The 17,062-nt window shown below is 35.3% G+C and carries 15 protein-coding genes; 13 read left to right on the top strand and 2 right to left on the bottom strand.

The genetic code is table 11. From position 1 onward, the window contains the following. Positions 1-41 precede the first annotated feature (41 nt). The 12 genes from AABL85_RS14400 (at position 42) to AABL85_RS14455 (ending at position 13,964) form a co-directional block, all read left to right on the top strand. Positions 42-530, top strand: coding sequence for a PaaI family thioesterase (locus AABL85_RS14400; protein ID WP_286432674.1), 489 nt, complete (start codon positions 42-44; stop codon positions 528-530). Between the two features lie 107 nt (positions 531-637). Next, complete coding sequence (locus tag AABL85_RS14405) at positions 638-1,351, top strand: DNA alkylation repair protein (RefSeq protein ID WP_341310594.1); 714 nt, start codon at positions 638-640, stop codon at positions 1,349-1,351. A gap of 98 nt (positions 1,352-1,449) precedes the next feature. Beyond that, entirely contained in the window at positions 1,450-2,079 is a 630-nt protein-coding gene (locus tag AABL85_RS14410) for a hypothetical protein (RefSeq protein ID WP_341310595.1), read from the top strand. Positions 2,080-2,777: 698 nt separating this feature from the next. Next, entirely contained in the window at positions 2,778-4,481 is a 1,704-nt protein-coding gene (ilvD, locus tag AABL85_RS14415) for a dihydroxy-acid dehydratase (RefSeq protein WP_341310596.1), read from the top strand. Between the two features lie 264 nt (positions 4,482-4,745). Next, positions 4,746-6,440, top strand: a complete 1,695-nt coding sequence (gene ilvB / locus AABL85_RS14420; protein ID WP_341310597.1) for a biosynthetic-type acetolactate synthase large subunit — start codon at positions 4,746-4,748, stop codon at positions 6,438-6,440. 9 nt (positions 6,441-6,449) lie between these two features. Beyond that, positions 6,450-6,941 carry an acetolactate synthase small subunit gene (gene ilvN / locus AABL85_RS14425; RefSeq protein WP_341310598.1) on the top strand — a complete coding sequence of 164 codons (492 nt, stop codon included), beginning with the start codon at positions 6,450-6,452 and terminating at the stop codon, positions 6,939-6,941. A gap of 166 nt (positions 6,942-7,107) precedes the next feature. Then, on the top strand, positions 7,108-8,154 hold the full coding sequence (gene ilvC, locus AABL85_RS14430; protein WP_341310599.1) for a ketol-acid reductoisomerase: 1,047 nt from the start codon (positions 7,108-7,110) through the stop codon (positions 8,152-8,154). Continuing rightward, complete coding sequence (ilvA, locus tag AABL85_RS14435) at positions 8,151-9,395, top strand: threonine ammonia-lyase IlvA (RefSeq protein ID WP_341310600.1); 1,245 nt, start codon at positions 8,151-8,153, stop codon at positions 9,393-9,395. Before ilvC ends, ilvA begins: the two co-directional genes overlap by 4 nt. 154 nt (positions 9,396-9,549) lie before the next feature. After that, positions 9,550-10,110: a methylated-DNA--[protein]-cysteine S-methyltransferase gene (locus tag AABL85_RS14440; RefSeq protein WP_341310601.1), complete on the top strand. Its 561-nt coding sequence runs from the start codon at positions 9,550-9,552 to the stop codon at positions 10,108-10,110. 229 nt (positions 10,111-10,339) lie between these two features. Next, a complete protein-coding gene (locus AABL85_RS14445) occupies positions 10,340-11,110 on the top strand; it encodes a hypothetical protein (RefSeq protein ID WP_341310602.1) in 771 nt (256 codons plus the stop codon). 122 nt (positions 11,111-11,232) lie between these two features. Further along, positions 11,233-11,841 (top strand): Type 1 glutamine amidotransferase-like domain-containing protein, encoded by a 609-nt coding sequence (locus AABL85_RS14450; protein WP_341310607.1) that lies wholly within the window; start codon positions 11,233-11,235, stop codon positions 11,839-11,841. A gap of 1,025 nt (positions 11,842-12,866) precedes the next feature. After that, positions 12,867-13,964: a hypothetical protein gene (locus AABL85_RS14455; RefSeq protein WP_341310603.1), complete on the top strand. Its 1,098-nt coding sequence runs from the start codon at positions 12,867-12,869 to the stop codon at positions 13,962-13,964. A 7-nt stretch (positions 13,965-13,971) separates the two neighbouring features. Here AABL85_RS14455 and AABL85_RS14460 read toward each other — a convergent pair whose 3' ends face one another. Then, on the bottom strand, positions 13,972-14,682 hold the full coding sequence (locus tag AABL85_RS14460) for a LytTR family DNA-binding domain-containing protein (protein WP_341310604.1): 711 nt from the start codon (positions 14,680-14,682) through the stop codon (positions 13,972-13,974). Further along, a complete protein-coding gene (locus AABL85_RS14465) occupies positions 14,679-15,719 on the bottom strand; it encodes a sensor histidine kinase (RefSeq protein WP_341310605.1) in 1,041 nt (346 codons plus the stop codon). Before AABL85_RS14465 ends, AABL85_RS14460 begins: the two co-directional genes overlap by 4 nt. A gap of 205 nt (positions 15,720-15,924) precedes the next feature. Here AABL85_RS14465 and AABL85_RS14470 point away from each other — a divergent pair, with 205 nt between their 5' ends. Next, entirely contained in the window at positions 15,925-16,752 is an 828-nt protein-coding gene (locus tag AABL85_RS14470; RefSeq protein WP_341310606.1) for a DUF5694 domain-containing protein, read from the top strand. The last annotated feature ends 310 nt before the right edge of the window (positions 16,753-17,062 follow it).

A 17,062-nucleotide genomic window follows, 5' to 3' on the forward strand; every position in this document is an offset into this window, starting at 1 on the left:
TTTAGTACTTTTAGCTCTAAACTAATCTAAAAACTAAAATTATGAGCATCAATAGAACACGTACTTTCTCTTGGGAAGACCCTAATAAAACTTTAGAAGAAGCAAAGAAGTTAAATGGATATGAGTTTCTAATGCAGGTATTAGAAGGTAATTTACCTATGGCACCTATACAAGAGACAATATCGTCTAGAGTAGTTTCTGTAGAGAAAGGACAGGTAGTATTTGAGTTAAAAGGAGAAGAATTTCATTATAACCCAATAGGGAGTGTACATGGAGGTATCATTAGTACAGTGTTAGATTCAGCAATAGGGTGTTCTTTATTGAGTACCCTAGAGATCGGAGAAAGCTTTACCTCATTAGATTTAAAAGTAAATTTTTTGAGAAGAATAACTGCTGATACTCCTCCTTTAACTACAAAGACGAAGATTATCCACAAAGGACGTACTACAGCTTACTTAGAATGTGAATTACTAGATGCAGAAGGCAAATTATATGCACATGCTGTGTCCAACTGTATGATTTTTAGATAATATATTAGCCCACTAAATAAGTGGGCTTTTTTTGTGCGAATATTTCGCAGTGTAAATCAAGATTAGTTTTTGAAAATAGAATATCTTTCGTTTATAAATAATCTGTAATGAAAGAGTTATTATCTGATATACGTCAAACACTACAAGACTATGTAGATCCACAAAACATAGTGGTCTCTTCTCGTTTCTTTAAAGGAGATGAGCAACCTAAGGAGTATGGTGTGTCTAAAGAGATCTTAAATAAGATAGGAAAAGAACTATTTAATGACCTTAAAACAAAACCTAAAGAAGAAATATACTCACTATGTCAAGAATTGTGGAAATCATTTTATTTTGAAGAGGCTTATATCGCTTGTATAATAACAAAGCGATTACACCGTCACTACGAAGCTACAGATATGAAGTACTTTGGTCTGTGGTTGAATAAGTATGTTCAAAGCTGGGCAGATTGTGATACGCTCTGCTGTTCTACTATTGGGCCTTTATTCATAAAATATCCTTTAGAGATAGAACAGTTGACCTTATGGACGACTTCACCTAATCGTTGGATGCGTAGAGGTGCAGCTGTAAGTCTAGTAGTGCCTGCTAGGAAAGGATTGTACTTAGAGAAAGTATTTGAATTAGCAATCTTGTTAATGAAAGATGAGGATGACCTAGTACAGAAAGGAACAGGTTGGATGCTAAAAGAGGCTAGTAAGTCACATCAGGCTGAAGTATATGAATTCATTATGCAGTATAAGGTAGTAATGTCTAGAACGACATTGCGCTATGCTATCGAAAAAATGCCTTTAGATTTAAAAGCAGAAGCGATGAAGAAATAAAGTAGTGTTAGCCTATTATCTGTTTTAACGTAAAGAACCTGTATTGATTATGAAATAAAAAGATTGGTGAGACGTTTAAAAATAGTAAAATAAGCATAATGAAAAAGAGGTACTTTATTTTAATCATGATAGGCTTTATAATCACTCTTGGAGTAGTCTTCTCAGAAACTATTGTATTAAGATTAGTGGGAATACAAGAGTTAGAAGTATTTTCTCAAAAGGATTATGATGAATCTTTAATCAGGTTAAAGGAGCAATACCCTGAAGACTCACAGTTTCTCATTAGTACACAAGAACAGTTTATAAGTTATTCGTCTCTTGTAGAGAAAGACAAACAATATGTTTTGACCAAACCTATACAGTTATTGTATTTTAAAGAGGATAGTCTAGTTTCTATACATTCTAGTTGTAATGTTCCTATAAATTATTGGACATGGAAGTTAGATTGGAATATAGACGATCGATTTGAACAGTTTCCTCCATTATCTAGCACATCAGCATTAGACATAAAATTACAACAAATACAAGAGTTATATGGTTTTAGAATGGAGAATACGTCTGAGAATACTTTGATCGTTTTTTGGAGTAGAATTATGGAGGAACAAGTATATGGAGCTTTAGAAACAGTAATTTATAATAAAAGATTATCTAAAAGTGAGAAGAAATTAAACACAATCTTTATTAATGTAGATCATGCTTTTTTAGGAAAAATAGTTTTAGATGAATAATAATCTGACAGAATAAGAAGAAAAAGGACACTTTCACAGGTGTCCTTTTTGCTTTTTTGAGGTATTTATAGAACTAAAAATAGTATTAATTAAAATTTTTTTGAAGTTTTTTTACTAAAAAAAAGAGATGACTTTAGTTATTTGATTTTTGAACTAAATAGATCCTTTTTTGGTTATTTTTAGATGAAAATAGAGTGAAATACATCTTTTTTAAGCAAAAAATACTTTTAGCTATTAAGCTAGTCGTGGTAAGACTTGACCTGGTTTATAGAAACTGTTTTTGATAGATTAAATACTATTATTTGTTAAAAAAAATTATAGGTGATGTTGGTGGTAATGTTTTTTTTATATTTTATACTGAATTTGTTTGTTTTTTATTCTGTAAAACTGTCTATTTTTTGATTAAAATATTGAGTAAAGTGGTTTTTGTTGTTTGGTTGTGTTAAATCAATTTATATCTTTGAACCATAGAACTGAAACAAAATGAAAAATTTAGTAAACATTCTAGTGGTCCTAATTATTGTAATTGTGATTAACACATTTGCACGGGAGCTGCTATGCTAATTTTTTCTATCTAGAGATAAAGAATATTTGAAGCCTCCCGTTATCGGGAGGCTTTTTTTGTTATAGTATTTTGTAATTGAACTTCTCTAGTCGTTTCGCTATCAAGGATATATAATTAACCAAAAAACATAGATATGAATGTATTAAACAAGTACAGTAGAGTAATCACACAAGACCAAACACAGCCTGCGGCACAAGCAATGTTGTACGGTATCGGACTGACTGAAGAGGACCTGGATAAGGCACAGGTAGGTATCGTGAGCATGGGGTATGAGGGTAATACTTGTAATATGCACTTAAATGATTTAGCGAAGTATGTCAAAGAGGGCGTAAAACAAAGCGATTTAGTAGGACTTATTTTTAATACGATCGGAGTGAGTGACGGTATTTCGAACGGAACAGAGGGGATGAAATACTCGCTCGTATCACGTGATATCATAGCAGACTCTATTGAGACAGTGGTTAATGCTCAGTGGTATGATTCCGTTATTGCTATTCCTGGATGTGATAAGAATATGCCAGGCGCTATTATTGCCATGGGAAGACTAAATAGACCTTCAATTATGGTATATGGTGGAAGTATTCACTCTGGCAAGTACAAAGGCGAATCACTAAATATCGTCTCTGCCTTTGAGGCGCTAGGCAAGAAGTTTAGCAATACTATTTCGGACGAAGACTACAAAGGAGTGATTAAGAATGCTTGCCCAGGAGCAGGAGCTTGTGGTGGGATGTACACAGCCAATACCATGGCATCAGCGATAGAAGCGTTAGGCATGAGTTTACCTAATAGTTCGTCTTATCCCGCGCTGAGTAAGGAAAAGAGAGAAGAGTGCTTAGAAGCAGGTAAGGCCTTGAGGAAGTTACTTGAGTTAGATATCAAACCTAAAGATATTATGACTAGAGAAGCATTTGAGAATGCGATGACAATGGTAATCACGTTAGGCGGATCTACGAATGCTGTACTTCACTTAATCGCTATGGCACACGCTGTAGACATTGAGATAACACTAAAGGACTTTCAGGAGATTAGTGATAGAGTCCCTGTCTTAGCTGATCTTAAGCCAAGTGGAAAGTACCTTATGGAAGATTTGCACAAAATAGGTGGTGTACCTGCTATTATGAAACATCTATTAGAGAAAGGATTGCTACATGGAGATTGTCTTACAGTAACGGGAAAGACAGTAAGAGAAAATCTAAGCTTAGCAAAAGACTTGACTAAAGATCAAGATATTATTGTGGATATCACTACTCCCATTAAGGAAAGTGGACACTTACAATTTCTCTATGGCAATCTTGCTGAAAAAGGCAGTGTAGCTAAGATTAGTGGAAAGGAAGGAAACTTCTTTCGAGGTCCTGCTAGAGTATTCGATGATGAGTATGCAGTTATCGCAAGTGTGTCTGCTAAGGAAGTACAACCAGGAGAAGTAATCGTTATCCGATACTGTGGTCCTAAGGGAGGCCCAGGAATGCCAGAGATGTTAAAACCTACTTCCGCAATTATGGGGGCTGGTTTAGGGAATAGTGTTGCTCTTATCACGGATGGTCGATTCTCTGGAGGAACGCATGGGTTCGTAGTTGGGCATATAACTCCAGAGGCTTATGATGGAGGAACCATAGCTTTAGTTCAGAATGGCGATATGATTAGTATCGATGTAGAACAGAGGAAGTTAGAATTATTAGTAGATAAAGAAGAACTGGATTTGCGTAGAAAAAAGTGGACTAAGCCTAATCCCAAAAGTACGAAAGGGGTACTCTATAAATATCTGAGCTGTGTAGCGGATGCATCAGAGGGGTGTATCACAGATAAAATTAAGAATATTTATCCTTCTGATAATTAGGGATTTAAATTTAAGAATGTTTTGTTCACAGATGGTTGGGGAACAGGAAACAGGGAACAGAAAACAGGGAACAGAAAACAGGAAACAGGAAACAGGAAACAGGAAACAGGGAACAGGGAACAGAAAACAGGGAACAGAAAACAAGGAACGAGAAACAGGGAACGAGAAACAGAAAACAAGAACATCGATTTCACAGTTTCACAAATAAGCAACTTCACAACCTCACAAACCTCACAAATAAACGAATACATAAAAACACAAATTATGCAACAAGAACAAATAACAGGAGCACAAGCAGTAATATCTTCTTTGTTGTGTGAAGAAGTAGAGACAATATTTGGGTACCCAGGTGGGGCCATAATGCCTATTTATGACGCACTTTATGATAAGATGGATGAGTTAGAACACATTTTAGTACGTCATGAACAAGGAGCAATACACGCAGCACAAGGATTTGCCAGAGCTTCTGGAAAAGTAGGAGTAGTCTTTGCTACTTCAGGGCCAGGGGCAACTAATTTGATTACAGGGTTAGCAGATGCTTATATTGATTCAACACCTGTGGTGTGTATCATAGGACAGGTAGCTTCTAAACTATTAGGAACGGATGCCTTTCAAGAGACAGATGTGATCGGTATTTCTATGCCTATTACCAAGTGGAATTATCAGGTGACTAAGGCATCAGAGATCGCTCCTACTATTGCGAAGGCATTTTACCTTGCTAAGTCAGGAAGACCTGGGCCAGTAGTGATTGATATTACGAAAGATGCGCAGTTCGAAATGACTTCTTTTGAATACCAACAGTGTTTCAATGTGAGAAGCTATTTTCCTATACCACAGCCTGATTTGGCAGATTTTATACGAGCAGCGGATTTGATTAACCAAGCAGAGAAACCATATCTGTTAGTAGGACAGGGTATTGTATTGGCTAATGCCGAACAGGAGTTAAAAGACTTTGTTGAAAAAACGGGTATCCCTACTGCTTCTACTTTATTAGGGTTAGGTGCTTTGCCGAATACACATCCTAATTTTTGTGGAATGCTAGGAATGCATGGAGACTATGCAGCAAATGTCAAAACGAACGAATGCGATGTATTAATCGCTATCGGAATGCGATTTGACGATAGAGTGACGGGAGATGTATCTCGCTATGCTAAGCAGGCTAAGGTAATTCACATTGATATAGATGCAGCTGAGTTAAACAAGATCATACCTGCTAAAGTCCCTATACACAGTGATGCTAAGACGGCATTAAAAACATTACTAGGCCTTGTAGAGCCAAAGACTCATGCGAATTGGTTAGCTGAGTTTGTGCAAGGAAAGGAATATGAGCAAGAGCAATTGCTGAAGCAGAAAGTAGAAGTAGCGATGGAGAAGATTATGATGGAGGATGTCGTGAAGTTATTGACTGAATTGACCCATGGAGAGGTAACTGTAGTGACCGATGTCGGGCAACATCAGATGGTGACCGCTCGCAACTATCAGTATAATGAGAAGAAAACTAATATAACTTCTGGTGGATTAGGTACGATGGGATTTGCCTTACCTGCTGCAATTGGTGCGAAATTAGGCAATCCTAAACAGACTGTCATTGCTATAGCAGGAGATGCTGGTTTTCAGATGAATATACAAGAGTTAGGGACGATTATGCAAAGTGATATTGCAGTGAAGGTGATTATACTGAACAATAGTTTCTTGGGAATGGTAAGACAGTGGCAACAGCTGTTTTTTGAGAAGAGATATAGTTTTACCGAAATGAGTAATCCAAACTTTGTAGGTATAGCCCAATCGTATAATATAAAAGGAAATAAAGTGGAGCAAGCTAGTGATCTAAAACAAGCGTTAGAAGAAATGCTAGCTCACCCTAGTGCTTATTTACTAGAGGTGGTGGTAGAAAAAGAAGAGAATGTATTCCCTATGATTCCGACTGGTGCTAGTGTATCAGAAGTTTTATTAAATTAAAAAATAGCGATGATGACAGAACAAGAATTTACCTTATCCGTATTCACAGAGAATAGCGTAGGGATGCTGACCAGAATCACGAATGTGTTTACACGAAGACATATTAATATCGATAGTTTGACTGTATCAGAGTCTGAGATTAAGCAGGTCTTTAAATATACAGTGGTGTTTAAAAGTTCGCAAGCACAAATAGAAAAACTAATCGGACAATTAGAGCGATTAGTAGAGGTGTTTAACGTTTTTGCACATAAGAATGAAGATATTATTTATCAGGAATTAGCACTGTATAAAGTGAAGACAGATCTGCTTTCTAATCGCGAGGTTGAGCAAATCATTCGAGAGAGTCAAGCGCGTATATTATCTGTAGATAAAGATTTTATCGCGATAGAAAAGACTGGATATATAGAGGAGATAGAGAATCTGTTCACACAGTTATCAGACTTTGGTATCTTAGAATTTACCCGATCTGGTAGAGTAGCGATTACTAAACCTATGCGATAAGAACATAGGCAACCAAAAATTAGAAATAGAATAGAGAAAGAAGAAAATAAGAAACAAGAACTTCTTATAGTGACTTTGATGGCGTGGATTTACAATCCGTGACAATACAAAAAAAACGATTTCACAAAATCACAAAAAAATAAAATCACAAAAAAAACAATACATTATGGGACAAATTAATTTCGGAGGAACAGTAGAGAACGTAGTAACTAGAGAAGAGTTTTCACTAGATAAAGCTAGAGAAGTATTAAAAAATGAAGTATTAGCTGTAATCGGCTATGGTGTACAAGGACCAGGACAAGCACAAAACTTAAGAGATAACAAATTCAATGTCATTGTAGGTCAGCGCAAGGATTCAGACAGTTGGAATAAGGCAGTAGCAGATGGATGGGTAGAAGGTAAAGACTTATTTGATATTGATGAGGCGTGCAGACGTGGGACTATCGTGATGAATTTATTATCTGATGCAGGGCAAATCCATACTTGGGATACTGTTAAAGCTAATCTTACAGCAGGTAAAGCTTTGTATTTTTCGCATGGTTTTGGCGTTGCTTTTCACGAAAAAACAAATGTAGTACCGCCTAAAGATGTAGATGTATTTTTAGTAGCCCCTAAAGGATCAGGCACATCATTGCGCACACTATTTTTAAAGGGATGTGGGCTGAATTCGAGTTACGCTATCTTTCAAGATGCTACAGGTAGAGCAGAAGAACGCGCTCTAGCAGTAGGGATTGCTATTGGGTCAGGTTATATGTTTGAAACGACTTTCGAAAAAGAGGCTTATAGTGACCTAACAGGAGAGAGAGGAGTACTAATGGGGGCTATCGCAGGTATCTTTGAAGCGCAGTATAATGTGCTTAGAGAAAAAGGACATACACCTAGCGAAGCCTTTAATGAGACAGTAGAAGAACTGACACAGAGTTTAATGCCTCTAGTAGCAGAGAACGGAATGGACTGGATGTATGCTAACTGTTCTACTACTGCACAGCGAGGAGCTCTAGACTGGAAAGATAAGTTTAGAGATGCTACTAAACCCGTGTTTAAGGAGTTGTACGAAAGTGTTGCCTCTGGTAAAGAAGCAGAAATCGTAATTACAGCTAATAGTAAGAAAGATTACAGAGCGAAGCTAGAAGAGGAATTAAAAGAATTAAGAGAAAGCGAACTGTGGCAAGCAGGTGCTGAAGTGCGCAAACTAAGACCATCCAATGTATGAGCCTAATCACTAAAGTATATCAAGCACAACAGAATATAGCTCGAGTCGCCGTGCAGACTCCACTGATAAAGAACCTCAATCTCAGTGAGCTATATCAGGCTGAAGTCTATCTGAAAAGAGAAGATTTACAGCCAGTCAGATCATATAAATTAAGAGGAGCCTATAATAAAATCACAACACTTACTCCAGACCAAAAGTCTGGAGGGGTAGTGTGTGCCAGCGCAGGTAATCATGCGCAGGGAGTAGCCTATTCGTGTTGTCAATTAGGAATACAGGCAACGATATTTATGCCAATTACCACCCCTAAGCAAAAGATAAATCAAGTTCGCTTATTTGGAAAAGACAAGGTAGAGATTGTTCTAAAAGGAGATACATTTGACGCTTGTTTTGCAGAGGCGAGTCAATATTGTACAGAACATCATGCCGTTTTTATTCACCCTTTCGACGATGAAGAAGTCATCTCTGGGCAGGGGACAGTGGGGTTAGAAGTGTTACAGTCTATGACGGAATTTATTGACTATGTATTCGTGCCTATAGGAGGTGGAGGGCTAGCAGCAGGCGTAAGTACAGTATTTAGACAGCTAAGTCCTAACACGAAGATTATCGGTGTAGAACCAGCAGGAGCTGCGTCTATGCAGACTTCTCTTCGCGAAAATAAAAATACAATGCTTAAAACAGTAGACACCTTTGTCGATGGTGCAGCAGTGAAGAGAGTAGGTGATCTGACCTTCAAAATTTGTAGAGAGAATTTGTATGAAGTCATCTCGATACCTGAAGGTAAGGTATGTACTACTATTCTCAAACTTTATAACGAGGAAGCTTTAGTAGTAGAACCTGCTGGAGCACTGAGTATAGCTGCTCTTGATCTGTATAAAGATAAATTAGTAGATAAAAAGGTAGTCTGTGTCATCAGTGGAAGTAATAACGACATTACGAGAACAGAAGAGATTAAAGAACGATCGCTATTATACGAGGGATTGAAACACTATTTCATAGTTAACTTTCCACAGAGACCAGGTGCGCTAAAGGAGTTTGTGAATGAGGTACTAGGGGAGAATGATGACATCACTTACTTTCAGTTCGCTAAGAAAAATAATAGAGAACGTGGGCCAGCTGTAGTTGGTATCGAATTAGCCAATAGACTCGATTATGATTCTCTAATTAAACAATTAGAGGAACGTAATTTTAATTATCAATATTTAAATGATAATGAAGCACTATTTACTCATTTAATTGGCTAGTAAATTTCTTTATAATTGACTTGATTACTAAGTCAGTGATAAATAGGTTCCAGTTGTTTCTCGGAACCTATTTTATTTTATAAAGATAGATAAGCGAATAAAAATGTACAAAATAGATGATTATCTTAGTAGACTTAAATAAAGTCTATTCGAAATGAAACAAAGCACAGAACCATACACTATAGATTTACAAAAACTAGAAACTCCTATCGGTACTATCGTGGTCTGTGCTACAGATAAGGGAATTTGCTTACTAGAATTTGCTGATATAGATGGATTAGAGAAAGAGTATGACAGGCTTTGTAAAGTAAATAATGCAGTTATATTACAAGGAGAGAATAAACATATAACACAGTTGAAAGCGGAGTTAATGAAGTACTTTGAAGGAGAGCTGATTACTTTTAGTGTTGCCTTAGATCTAGTAGGAACTACATTTCAACAACAAGTATGGAATGGATTACTAACTATCCCTTATGGAGAAACACGTACTTATAAAGAACAGTCGGACTATCTAAAAATCCCTAAGAGTATCAGAGCTGTAGCCAATGCAAATGGAATGAATCGAATAGCGATATTGATACCATGTCATCGGGTGATAGGCTCAGATGGAGGATTAACAGGGTATAGAGGAGGTATTTGGCGCAAGAAGTATTTATTAGATTTAGAGCATAAAGAGAGGAGTACTTCTTCTCAGTTAGAGTTGGAACTATACTAATGTATTGTATATAGAATAGATTGTGTTTTACAATATTTGTTTTTTTGGGTTTTATTAATGAAAGTTCTTAAATAAGTACTCTATTAAACTATAGTAGGATACATTGTAAAATCTTTTGTCTTACTTGTGTTAAAGTAGAATGGAGTGATGTAATATCCCTTTAGAACACTAGTCTAATAGCCATTATCCACTTAACTTAGCGAATAGTTAATTATGTTAATTATAAAAAATGAGGAAGTTTTACTTTTTATTGTTAAGTTGTTTGTTATTAGTAGGATGTGGTACATCTATTAATGTTAAAAGAGTAGGGGCTAAACAAGCACCTATAGTTAATGCCAAAGAGGTGAGCGTATATCTAATGAAAGACTCTATACCTAAAGGATCTACTTTTATAGGGACTGTGAATGTAGGGGATTCTGGGATTACAAATGTTTATGCTTGTGATTATCAATTAGTTTTATTAGATGCTCAGATACAAGCAGCTAAAATAGGAGGGAATATATTGCAAGTTACTGAAGTAAAGATGCCTACTACTTTTGGAAGTAATTGTTATAGAATAAAAACGAATGTTTATCGCAATGAGAATTTGCTAACAGAACAAGCAGAAGGAAAAAGTAAGAAGATAGACCACTTATCTCGTAAAAAGTATTTAGGAGATAATGTAGACTGTGCATACATTACTTTCTACAGAGGTAAAGGATCTTATTCATTGAACTCAGAGAAAGTATTTGATGGAATGGGAAATGATGTCGCGACTATTAAAAGTAATGACTATTTCTCTTATCAGGTCAAAGATTATGGAGTGCATCGGTATATAGCTGATACAAATGGGCGAGTATGGACAGAGTTAAAAATAGAGAAAGGGTATGAATATTTCATGCGAATTAAAGTACAAAATATAGGCTTATCTATTGTTACAAGATTAGAATTAATGCCTGTAGATATCGCAGAGCAAGAGATCGAAATTATAAAAGAATACAATCGTTCGAAGAAGAAGTAAGTTATTACTTGTACATGCTTGTACTTCTCCTTCTCTAAATAGCTATAATTAATCGCAAAAGTGTATTGGTAAGAATTGTAAATTAGTCTTATCTATTTTTAATAATTTGTAGTGTGATAAAGATGTTTTTAAGTTCTTCATTCTGTGATGTTGTTAGTCTATTTAGTGACTTTGCAGGCGAGGAGGTAAAAGGAAAAAAGGTAACCTTCATACCTACTGCGAGTATAGTAGAAGATTATGTAGGTCATGTAGAGAATGACAAAAGAGCTTTCGAAAATTTAGGGATTATTGTAGATGTATTAGAGTTGAGTACAGCAAGTAATAACGTAATAAAAGAAAAGATCACTGCTAATGATTATATCTTTGTTTCAGGAGGTAATTCTTTCTATTTGTTACAAATATTAAAAGAAACAGGTGCTGATCAGTTGATTAAAGAACAAGTGTCTAATGGAAAGTTATACATAGGTACTTCTGCAGGTAGTGTAGTCATGTCCCCTAATATCCAGTATATAGAAGTGATGGACGACAAATCATTTGCTCCTAAGCTGACAGATTATAAGGCGCTGGGGATGATAGACCAGTATCCTTTAGTACATTATGGATGTGAACCTTTTACAGCAGTAGCAGAACAAGTATATCAAGAATATAAAGATAAATTGCCTTTAATATTGTTAGCTAATACTCAAGTAATAACTGTACGCGATGAAGAGTTAAGGGTATTATCATTGTAATTCAAAGGAGGTGAGAAGAGGATATTAGTAAATGTTTGAATACCATTAGCTTTTGGCCAGTGATAACCTAATATTATTTTATAGATTGCACTAACCTAAAAACTTAAAATTTTGATTTTTTTTTGAAACACGAAATATCAAGTATTTGTCGATTTCTTTTTCATATACATCTTACTAACAGTGACAAGTATTGCAACAAAGTGTTCCTAAAAAGGATAAAGGCTACAGAGATGTAGCCTTTTTTTTTGATTGTTATAGATTCATCTTTACTCTAGAATATTCTATCCTTATAGTGTGAATCAGTTTTATACGATAACTCATTCATCAACATTTAAAAAAACAATCTTTTTTTTCTAAAATTCCTTTTCTGAGTCTATTTTTTTTAGATTCACGCTCTTTTTTATCCCCTTTTTTACTACAATTTCCTCTCTTTACAGCCTATCGAGCTCTAAAAAGTAAAAAATAGCTAATTTTGTTTGAAATACTTTTTGTTATAAAGTATTGATTTTTAGTTGTTTATTGTTTTTTTAGTCAGTTGCTTTATAATCGTGTATTGCTCTATATCCTAGTGATATTGGGTATTCATAGTGTACTCTAGGACAATTATTGGACAATAGTAGGACTATAAAGGGCTTAGAGTAGTTTTTGTCCTACTATAGACTTATTGTACTTCTTTCATTCATCGTTTAGAAAGTATGTATATTGAATATGGACTAAATATTATGGAGTAGGGGTACCTCTATAATTGATAATAAAACGCTATCGCTGATTTAAGGGAAGTCTAAATCAAAAACTGGCGATAATAATATAGGTGTTGAAGTAAAAGATTGAATACCTTCAATATTTCTATTTATTTGTCTGAAAGCTTAAAGGTTTGCACTTTAGCTTTTTTTATATTTGACCTAATCTGATTTATCAGATATATCAGTGTTATTTCGAGAAGTAAGAAACAATAAAATATAGACCCTTTTTTTGTGCTTTCGGTATATGAAATAATCTATTTAATCGCTAAGTTTGAAAGCAGTATGGAGAGACTAATTATATTTGCAGTATTGCTATTCAGCTTTGTTATTCATGGACAAACTAAGGATACTTGGACAACTTTTTACAATGAGAGTGAAGAGCTATTAGGTTATAAAAATAGCCAAGGTGAAGTAATGATTGCTCCACGTTTCAGTCCATTTATGACTGCTTATCGATTTGATGATATCGCTGCTGTATATGAAGAACTCAATGGCAAGTATGATAGTTATTATTTGTTAAAAGACGGGACTAAAGTAGGTCGCGATAGTCTATATGTATTTGATAATACTTTTGACTGTGAACAGGAGGGACTCATTCGTTTTGTGAATCGGGAGACTAATCTAGAGGGGATGTTCGATGCGAAAGGGAATGTGGCTATTCCTGCTATTTACAGTGCGTTAGCGAAGAGTAATAATGGATTGGTACTCGGACTTAAGAATGCTAAAAGACAGTATTGGGATGAAGGAAATCATAGTGGATGTAATCACTATAGCTTAGTAGGAGGCGAGACTGTACTGCTGACTAAAGAGAATAAAGTGTTAATAGAAAACTTCGATATTGGCGATAAGTCTATCGATTTATATAACTATAAGATGAGTGAAAACCCTGAGGAGCACAAGAATACAATTATGTTTCAGGGAACAGATGGTCAGTATTATTACTTTACGGATTTAGAAGCTGTTTTTAATGATTTTGTTCATGGCGAATTATTAACGAATCCTACTGTAGACAACCTATTAAAGCATAGTTATACTTCTTATTACAGCTTTGACTACACTGAGCAAGTGACTAATTCATTGGTTCCTACAGCATTTTTAGAAAGTAATAAGAAGACTATAGAGAAATACCTTAAAACGATCAAAGGTGCAAAAAAAGAGGACTATTACATTAGGTCAGAAAGTAGTGCTCCCTTTAGTTTCGCTGAGGTCAAGGAGTTAGAGCAGTACTTTAATAACTGTAATGAGTGGCGTATGGCAAAGTATCCAATTTTGGTATTAGGGATAGACTCTGCCTCTGCGTTGAATAAAAAATGGAGAAATACGAATCTGACGTTTATTTATCTCAATGGTCAATTCCACTTGATACAAGTGATTTTATAGATCTATTTTATTCTCTAATTAGCTGTGTAAGCACAGTTTTTTTATAAGTTTCTCCTATGGGGATGATGGTCTTATCTATATATAATCTATTACGCTCTATAGTGTCTAAGTGTTGTTTGTTAATAATAAAGGACTTATGTACACGGATAAATAGGTGACTAGGTAACTTATCTTCCATCTCCTTTAACGTACATAGTGTGATAAGACGTTCGTTCACGAGATGTAATACCAAATAATCTTTTAACCCTTCTATGTACTTTAAATCATTAAAGAGTACTTTGATATGCTTACCATCTGTTTTGATAAATAATTGATTCTCTTGATCTATTTTTGGAGGAGTTGTCACTATATTATTCTGTTGTATAATGGGAGAAGCCTTCTGTATGCTTTTAAAAAAACGCTCATAGGTAATCGGCTTTAATAGATAATCGATTACATTATGCTCATACCCTTCTAATGCATATTGGTTATACGCTGAGGTGATGATGAAGTAAGCCTTTCTCCCCAGTAGATTCATGATTTGCAACCCTGTTAGTTCAGGCATTTGTATATCGATGAAGCACAGGTCTACGTCTAGTTGTTGTAATTCAGTTAAAGCTGTTAATGCAGAGGTAGAACTCCCGACTAGCTCTAGCTGAGGAGACTTCTGTACATAATCGCTTAGTAAGGCTACCGCTAAGGGCTCATCATCTAGTATATAGCATCGGATAGTACTCATAATTCAATAGATAGTTGGCAAGTAAAGATATTTTCTTCTTCTGTAATATTCAAAGTATGTTTATTCGGAAATTGTAAATCTAAGCGTTTGCGGATATTGGCTAGACCTATTCCCTTAGTCTTATCCTTGTTATAATTATTAGCTTTGTTCAGAGTATGTATTTCAAGTAGATTATTGTGCTGTTTAATCGTAATTGTAAAAGGGTGTTCTTGATCTGTCAATATTCCATGTTTAAAGCCGTTCTCTATGAAAGGCAATAGTAATAGAGGAGGGATAAGTAGCTGAGGATTGTCTATATCAATGCTCAATACTATGTGTGTCTCACCCGCAATGCGCATTTTTTCTAAGTCAATAAAGTCTTGTAGATAATTGATTTCTTTTTGTAGTTCTATGTGATCTGTATCTGTTTCATAAGTCATATACCGCATGAGTTGACTCATTTTATCGATAGCAGGGAGAGCCTGTTCAGACTTTTGATAAACTAAAGAATAGATATTATTTAGTGTATTAAAGATAAAATGAGGATTTATCTGAGACTTTAAGAAGCGCAATTCGGTATCATTCTTTTCCTGCTGTATGATTTGATTTAGTTGTAAACTGCGAATTAAATAGATGATTATAAAGGTGATGGTAGAAGAAAGAATAGGAATTAGACTAAAGTATAAGTTGTCAAAAATGTAAAATAATACTGGAGTACCAGGGTAATAATTCTGTACGCCCCATATCCACAATATGACACCTTGTTCTATAAAAGCTCTTATCACTAAGAAAAAGAGATAAGAAGATAGCCACCCTAGCAAGACTCTTTTCCAAGTGAACGATTTCATCACTCGTGGCATGACGTAGAGATAGTGAAAATAAAAAACGCTAACGAAGATGATCGCAGTGGTATTACTTAGAATAGAAAAATCAGTAAAACTAACTAAATATGGAGCATTATAATCTAAGTGAACATAGTAAATATAGATGATGAATAACCATAAGAATAGGTGTAGTTTTCTTTCTTTTTGGATGGATAAAACCTCTACTGTCTTCATAAGTATTGTTTTTTGTAAAGCTATTAAAACTTCCCTTTCTAGTAAAGGGGGTTCATCGGATAAAATAGAGTGTTGGTCGAAAAAGTAAAAAGAGAAAGCGCTTACTATTTCATCTTTGTTCTGTAATTAAAAGAATATTTAAAGAAACTAGAAATAGGCAAGTCGGGAGAATACACTTCACGACATCGCAAAAAAACAAACAATTATGAAAACTAAATTATTCAGTTTATTAGCAATATGTTTAATGGGAGGGCAAATAGCCAATGCTCAGGTAAACGATAATCTAAAGTCAGAATACCCTATACCAGTACTGAATATGGGAACTTTTCACATGGGATATACACCTGATGCGACTACTACAGAGTTCGATGAACACAATGCTAATAATAAAGCGATGGTACACGAGGTAGCTAGAGCTTTGGCTGCTTTTAAACCAACTGTTATCATAGTAGAGCAGTTAGCTAAACATGATGAAGAACTAAACACCGCTTTCCAAGCTTATGTAAAAGACCCACAGATGAAGTTTGAGAATCCAAACGAAGTTGAGCTATTAGCTTATGAATTAGGTAGGTTAGCAGGGACTAAGAAATTCTACGGCATTGATTACAAGGAAGGGTATAACTATATGATAGCACAAAAAGTAGGAAGGTACAATGATAAGCAATTATATGATGATTATATGGCGGCTTGTTTTAAAGTATTAGACGAAGGAGAAAAAGAGATGAGAGATGTGAGGCAAATGCTTTATTTTAATAATAAAAAAGAAGTATTCGATGCTTTGATTAATCTGAATGCTGATATGTTGACTCATATCTCTAGCCCTGGTAACTCAGAAGGAGCAGATGAAGCTGCTAAATTTTATCACCGTAATTTGGTTATGTATTCTAATTTAAATCAGATCCCACTGACGAAAGATGATCGCGTATTTATCTTAATGGGAGGAACGCATACGGCCTTCTTTAATATGTGGTTAGAGCGCAGTCCTAAGTATCAACTAATGAATACACTGGATTATCTAGAGGAGTTTAAGTAATTAAGAATTAAGAATTAAGAATTAAGAATTAAGAATTTTCTTGATTATGAACCTAGATAAGTTAGAAACATCAATATTTTGCGTCTCATAGGAAACGGGGAACGGGGAACAGGGAACGGGGAACAGGAAACAGGGAACGGGAAGCAGGAAACGGGGAACAGGAAACGGGGAACAGAAAACAGGAAACAGGAAACAGCGATTTCACACCTTCACACCTTCACATCTTCACATCTTCACACCTTCACACCTTCACACCTTCACATCTTCACATCTTCACATCTTCACATCTTCACATCTTCACATCTTCACA

Origin of the sequence: Myroides odoratimimus (assembly GCF_038039805.1) — a bacterium.
Classification (GTDB): domain Bacteria; phylum Bacteroidota; class Bacteroidia; order Flavobacteriales; family Flavobacteriaceae; genus Flavobacterium; species Flavobacterium odoratimimum_B.

Bases quoted from the DNA above. Each gene is read 5' to 3' on its own strand.
- AABL85_RS14400 (WP_286432674.1), top strand. From the start codon at position 42: ATGAGCATCAATAGAACACGTACTTTCTCTTGGGAAGACCCTAATAAA.
- ilvN (WP_341310598.1), top strand. From the start codon at position 6,450: ATGATGACAGAACAAGAATTTACCTTATCCGTATTCACAGAGAATAGC.
- AABL85_RS14460 (WP_341310604.1), bottom strand. From the start codon at position 14,682: ATGAGTACTATCCGATGCTATATACTAGATGATGAGCCCTTAGCGGTA.
- AABL85_RS14455 (WP_341310603.1), top strand. From the start codon at position 12,867: ATGGAGAGACTAATTATATTTGCAGTATTGCTATTCAGCTTTGTTATT.
- AABL85_RS14450 (WP_341310607.1), top strand. From the start codon at position 11,233: ATGTTTTTAAGTTCTTCATTCTGTGATGTTGTTAGTCTATTTAGTGAC.
- ilvB (WP_341310597.1), top strand. From the start codon at position 4,746: ATGCAACAAGAACAAATAACAGGAGCACAAGCAGTAATATCTTCTTTG.
- AABL85_RS14465 (WP_341310605.1), bottom strand. From the start codon at position 15,719: ATGAAGACAGTAGAGGTTTTATCCATCCAAAAAGAAAGAAAACTACAC.
- AABL85_RS14405 (WP_341310594.1), top strand. From the start codon at position 638: ATGAAAGAGTTATTATCTGATATACGTCAAACACTACAAGACTATGTA.
- ilvD (WP_341310596.1), top strand. From the start codon at position 2,778: ATGAATGTATTAAACAAGTACAGTAGAGTAATCACACAAGACCAAACA.
- AABL85_RS14445 (WP_341310602.1), top strand. From the start codon at position 10,340: ATGAGGAAGTTTTACTTTTTATTGTTAAGTTGTTTGTTATTAGTAGGA.
- ilvC (WP_341310599.1), top strand. From the start codon at position 7,108: ATGGGACAAATTAATTTCGGAGGAACAGTAGAGAACGTAGTAACTAGA.
- AABL85_RS14470 (WP_341310606.1), top strand. From the start codon at position 15,925: ATGAAAACTAAATTATTCAGTTTATTAGCAATATGTTTAATGGGAGGG.
- AABL85_RS14410 (WP_341310595.1), top strand. From the start codon at position 1,450: ATGAAAAAGAGGTACTTTATTTTAATCATGATAGGCTTTATAATCACT.
- AABL85_RS14440 (WP_341310601.1), top strand. From the start codon at position 9,550: ATGAAACAAAGCACAGAACCATACACTATAGATTTACAAAAACTAGAA.
- ilvA (WP_341310600.1), top strand. From the start codon at position 8,151: ATGAGCCTAATCACTAAAGTATATCAAGCACAACAGAATATAGCTCGA.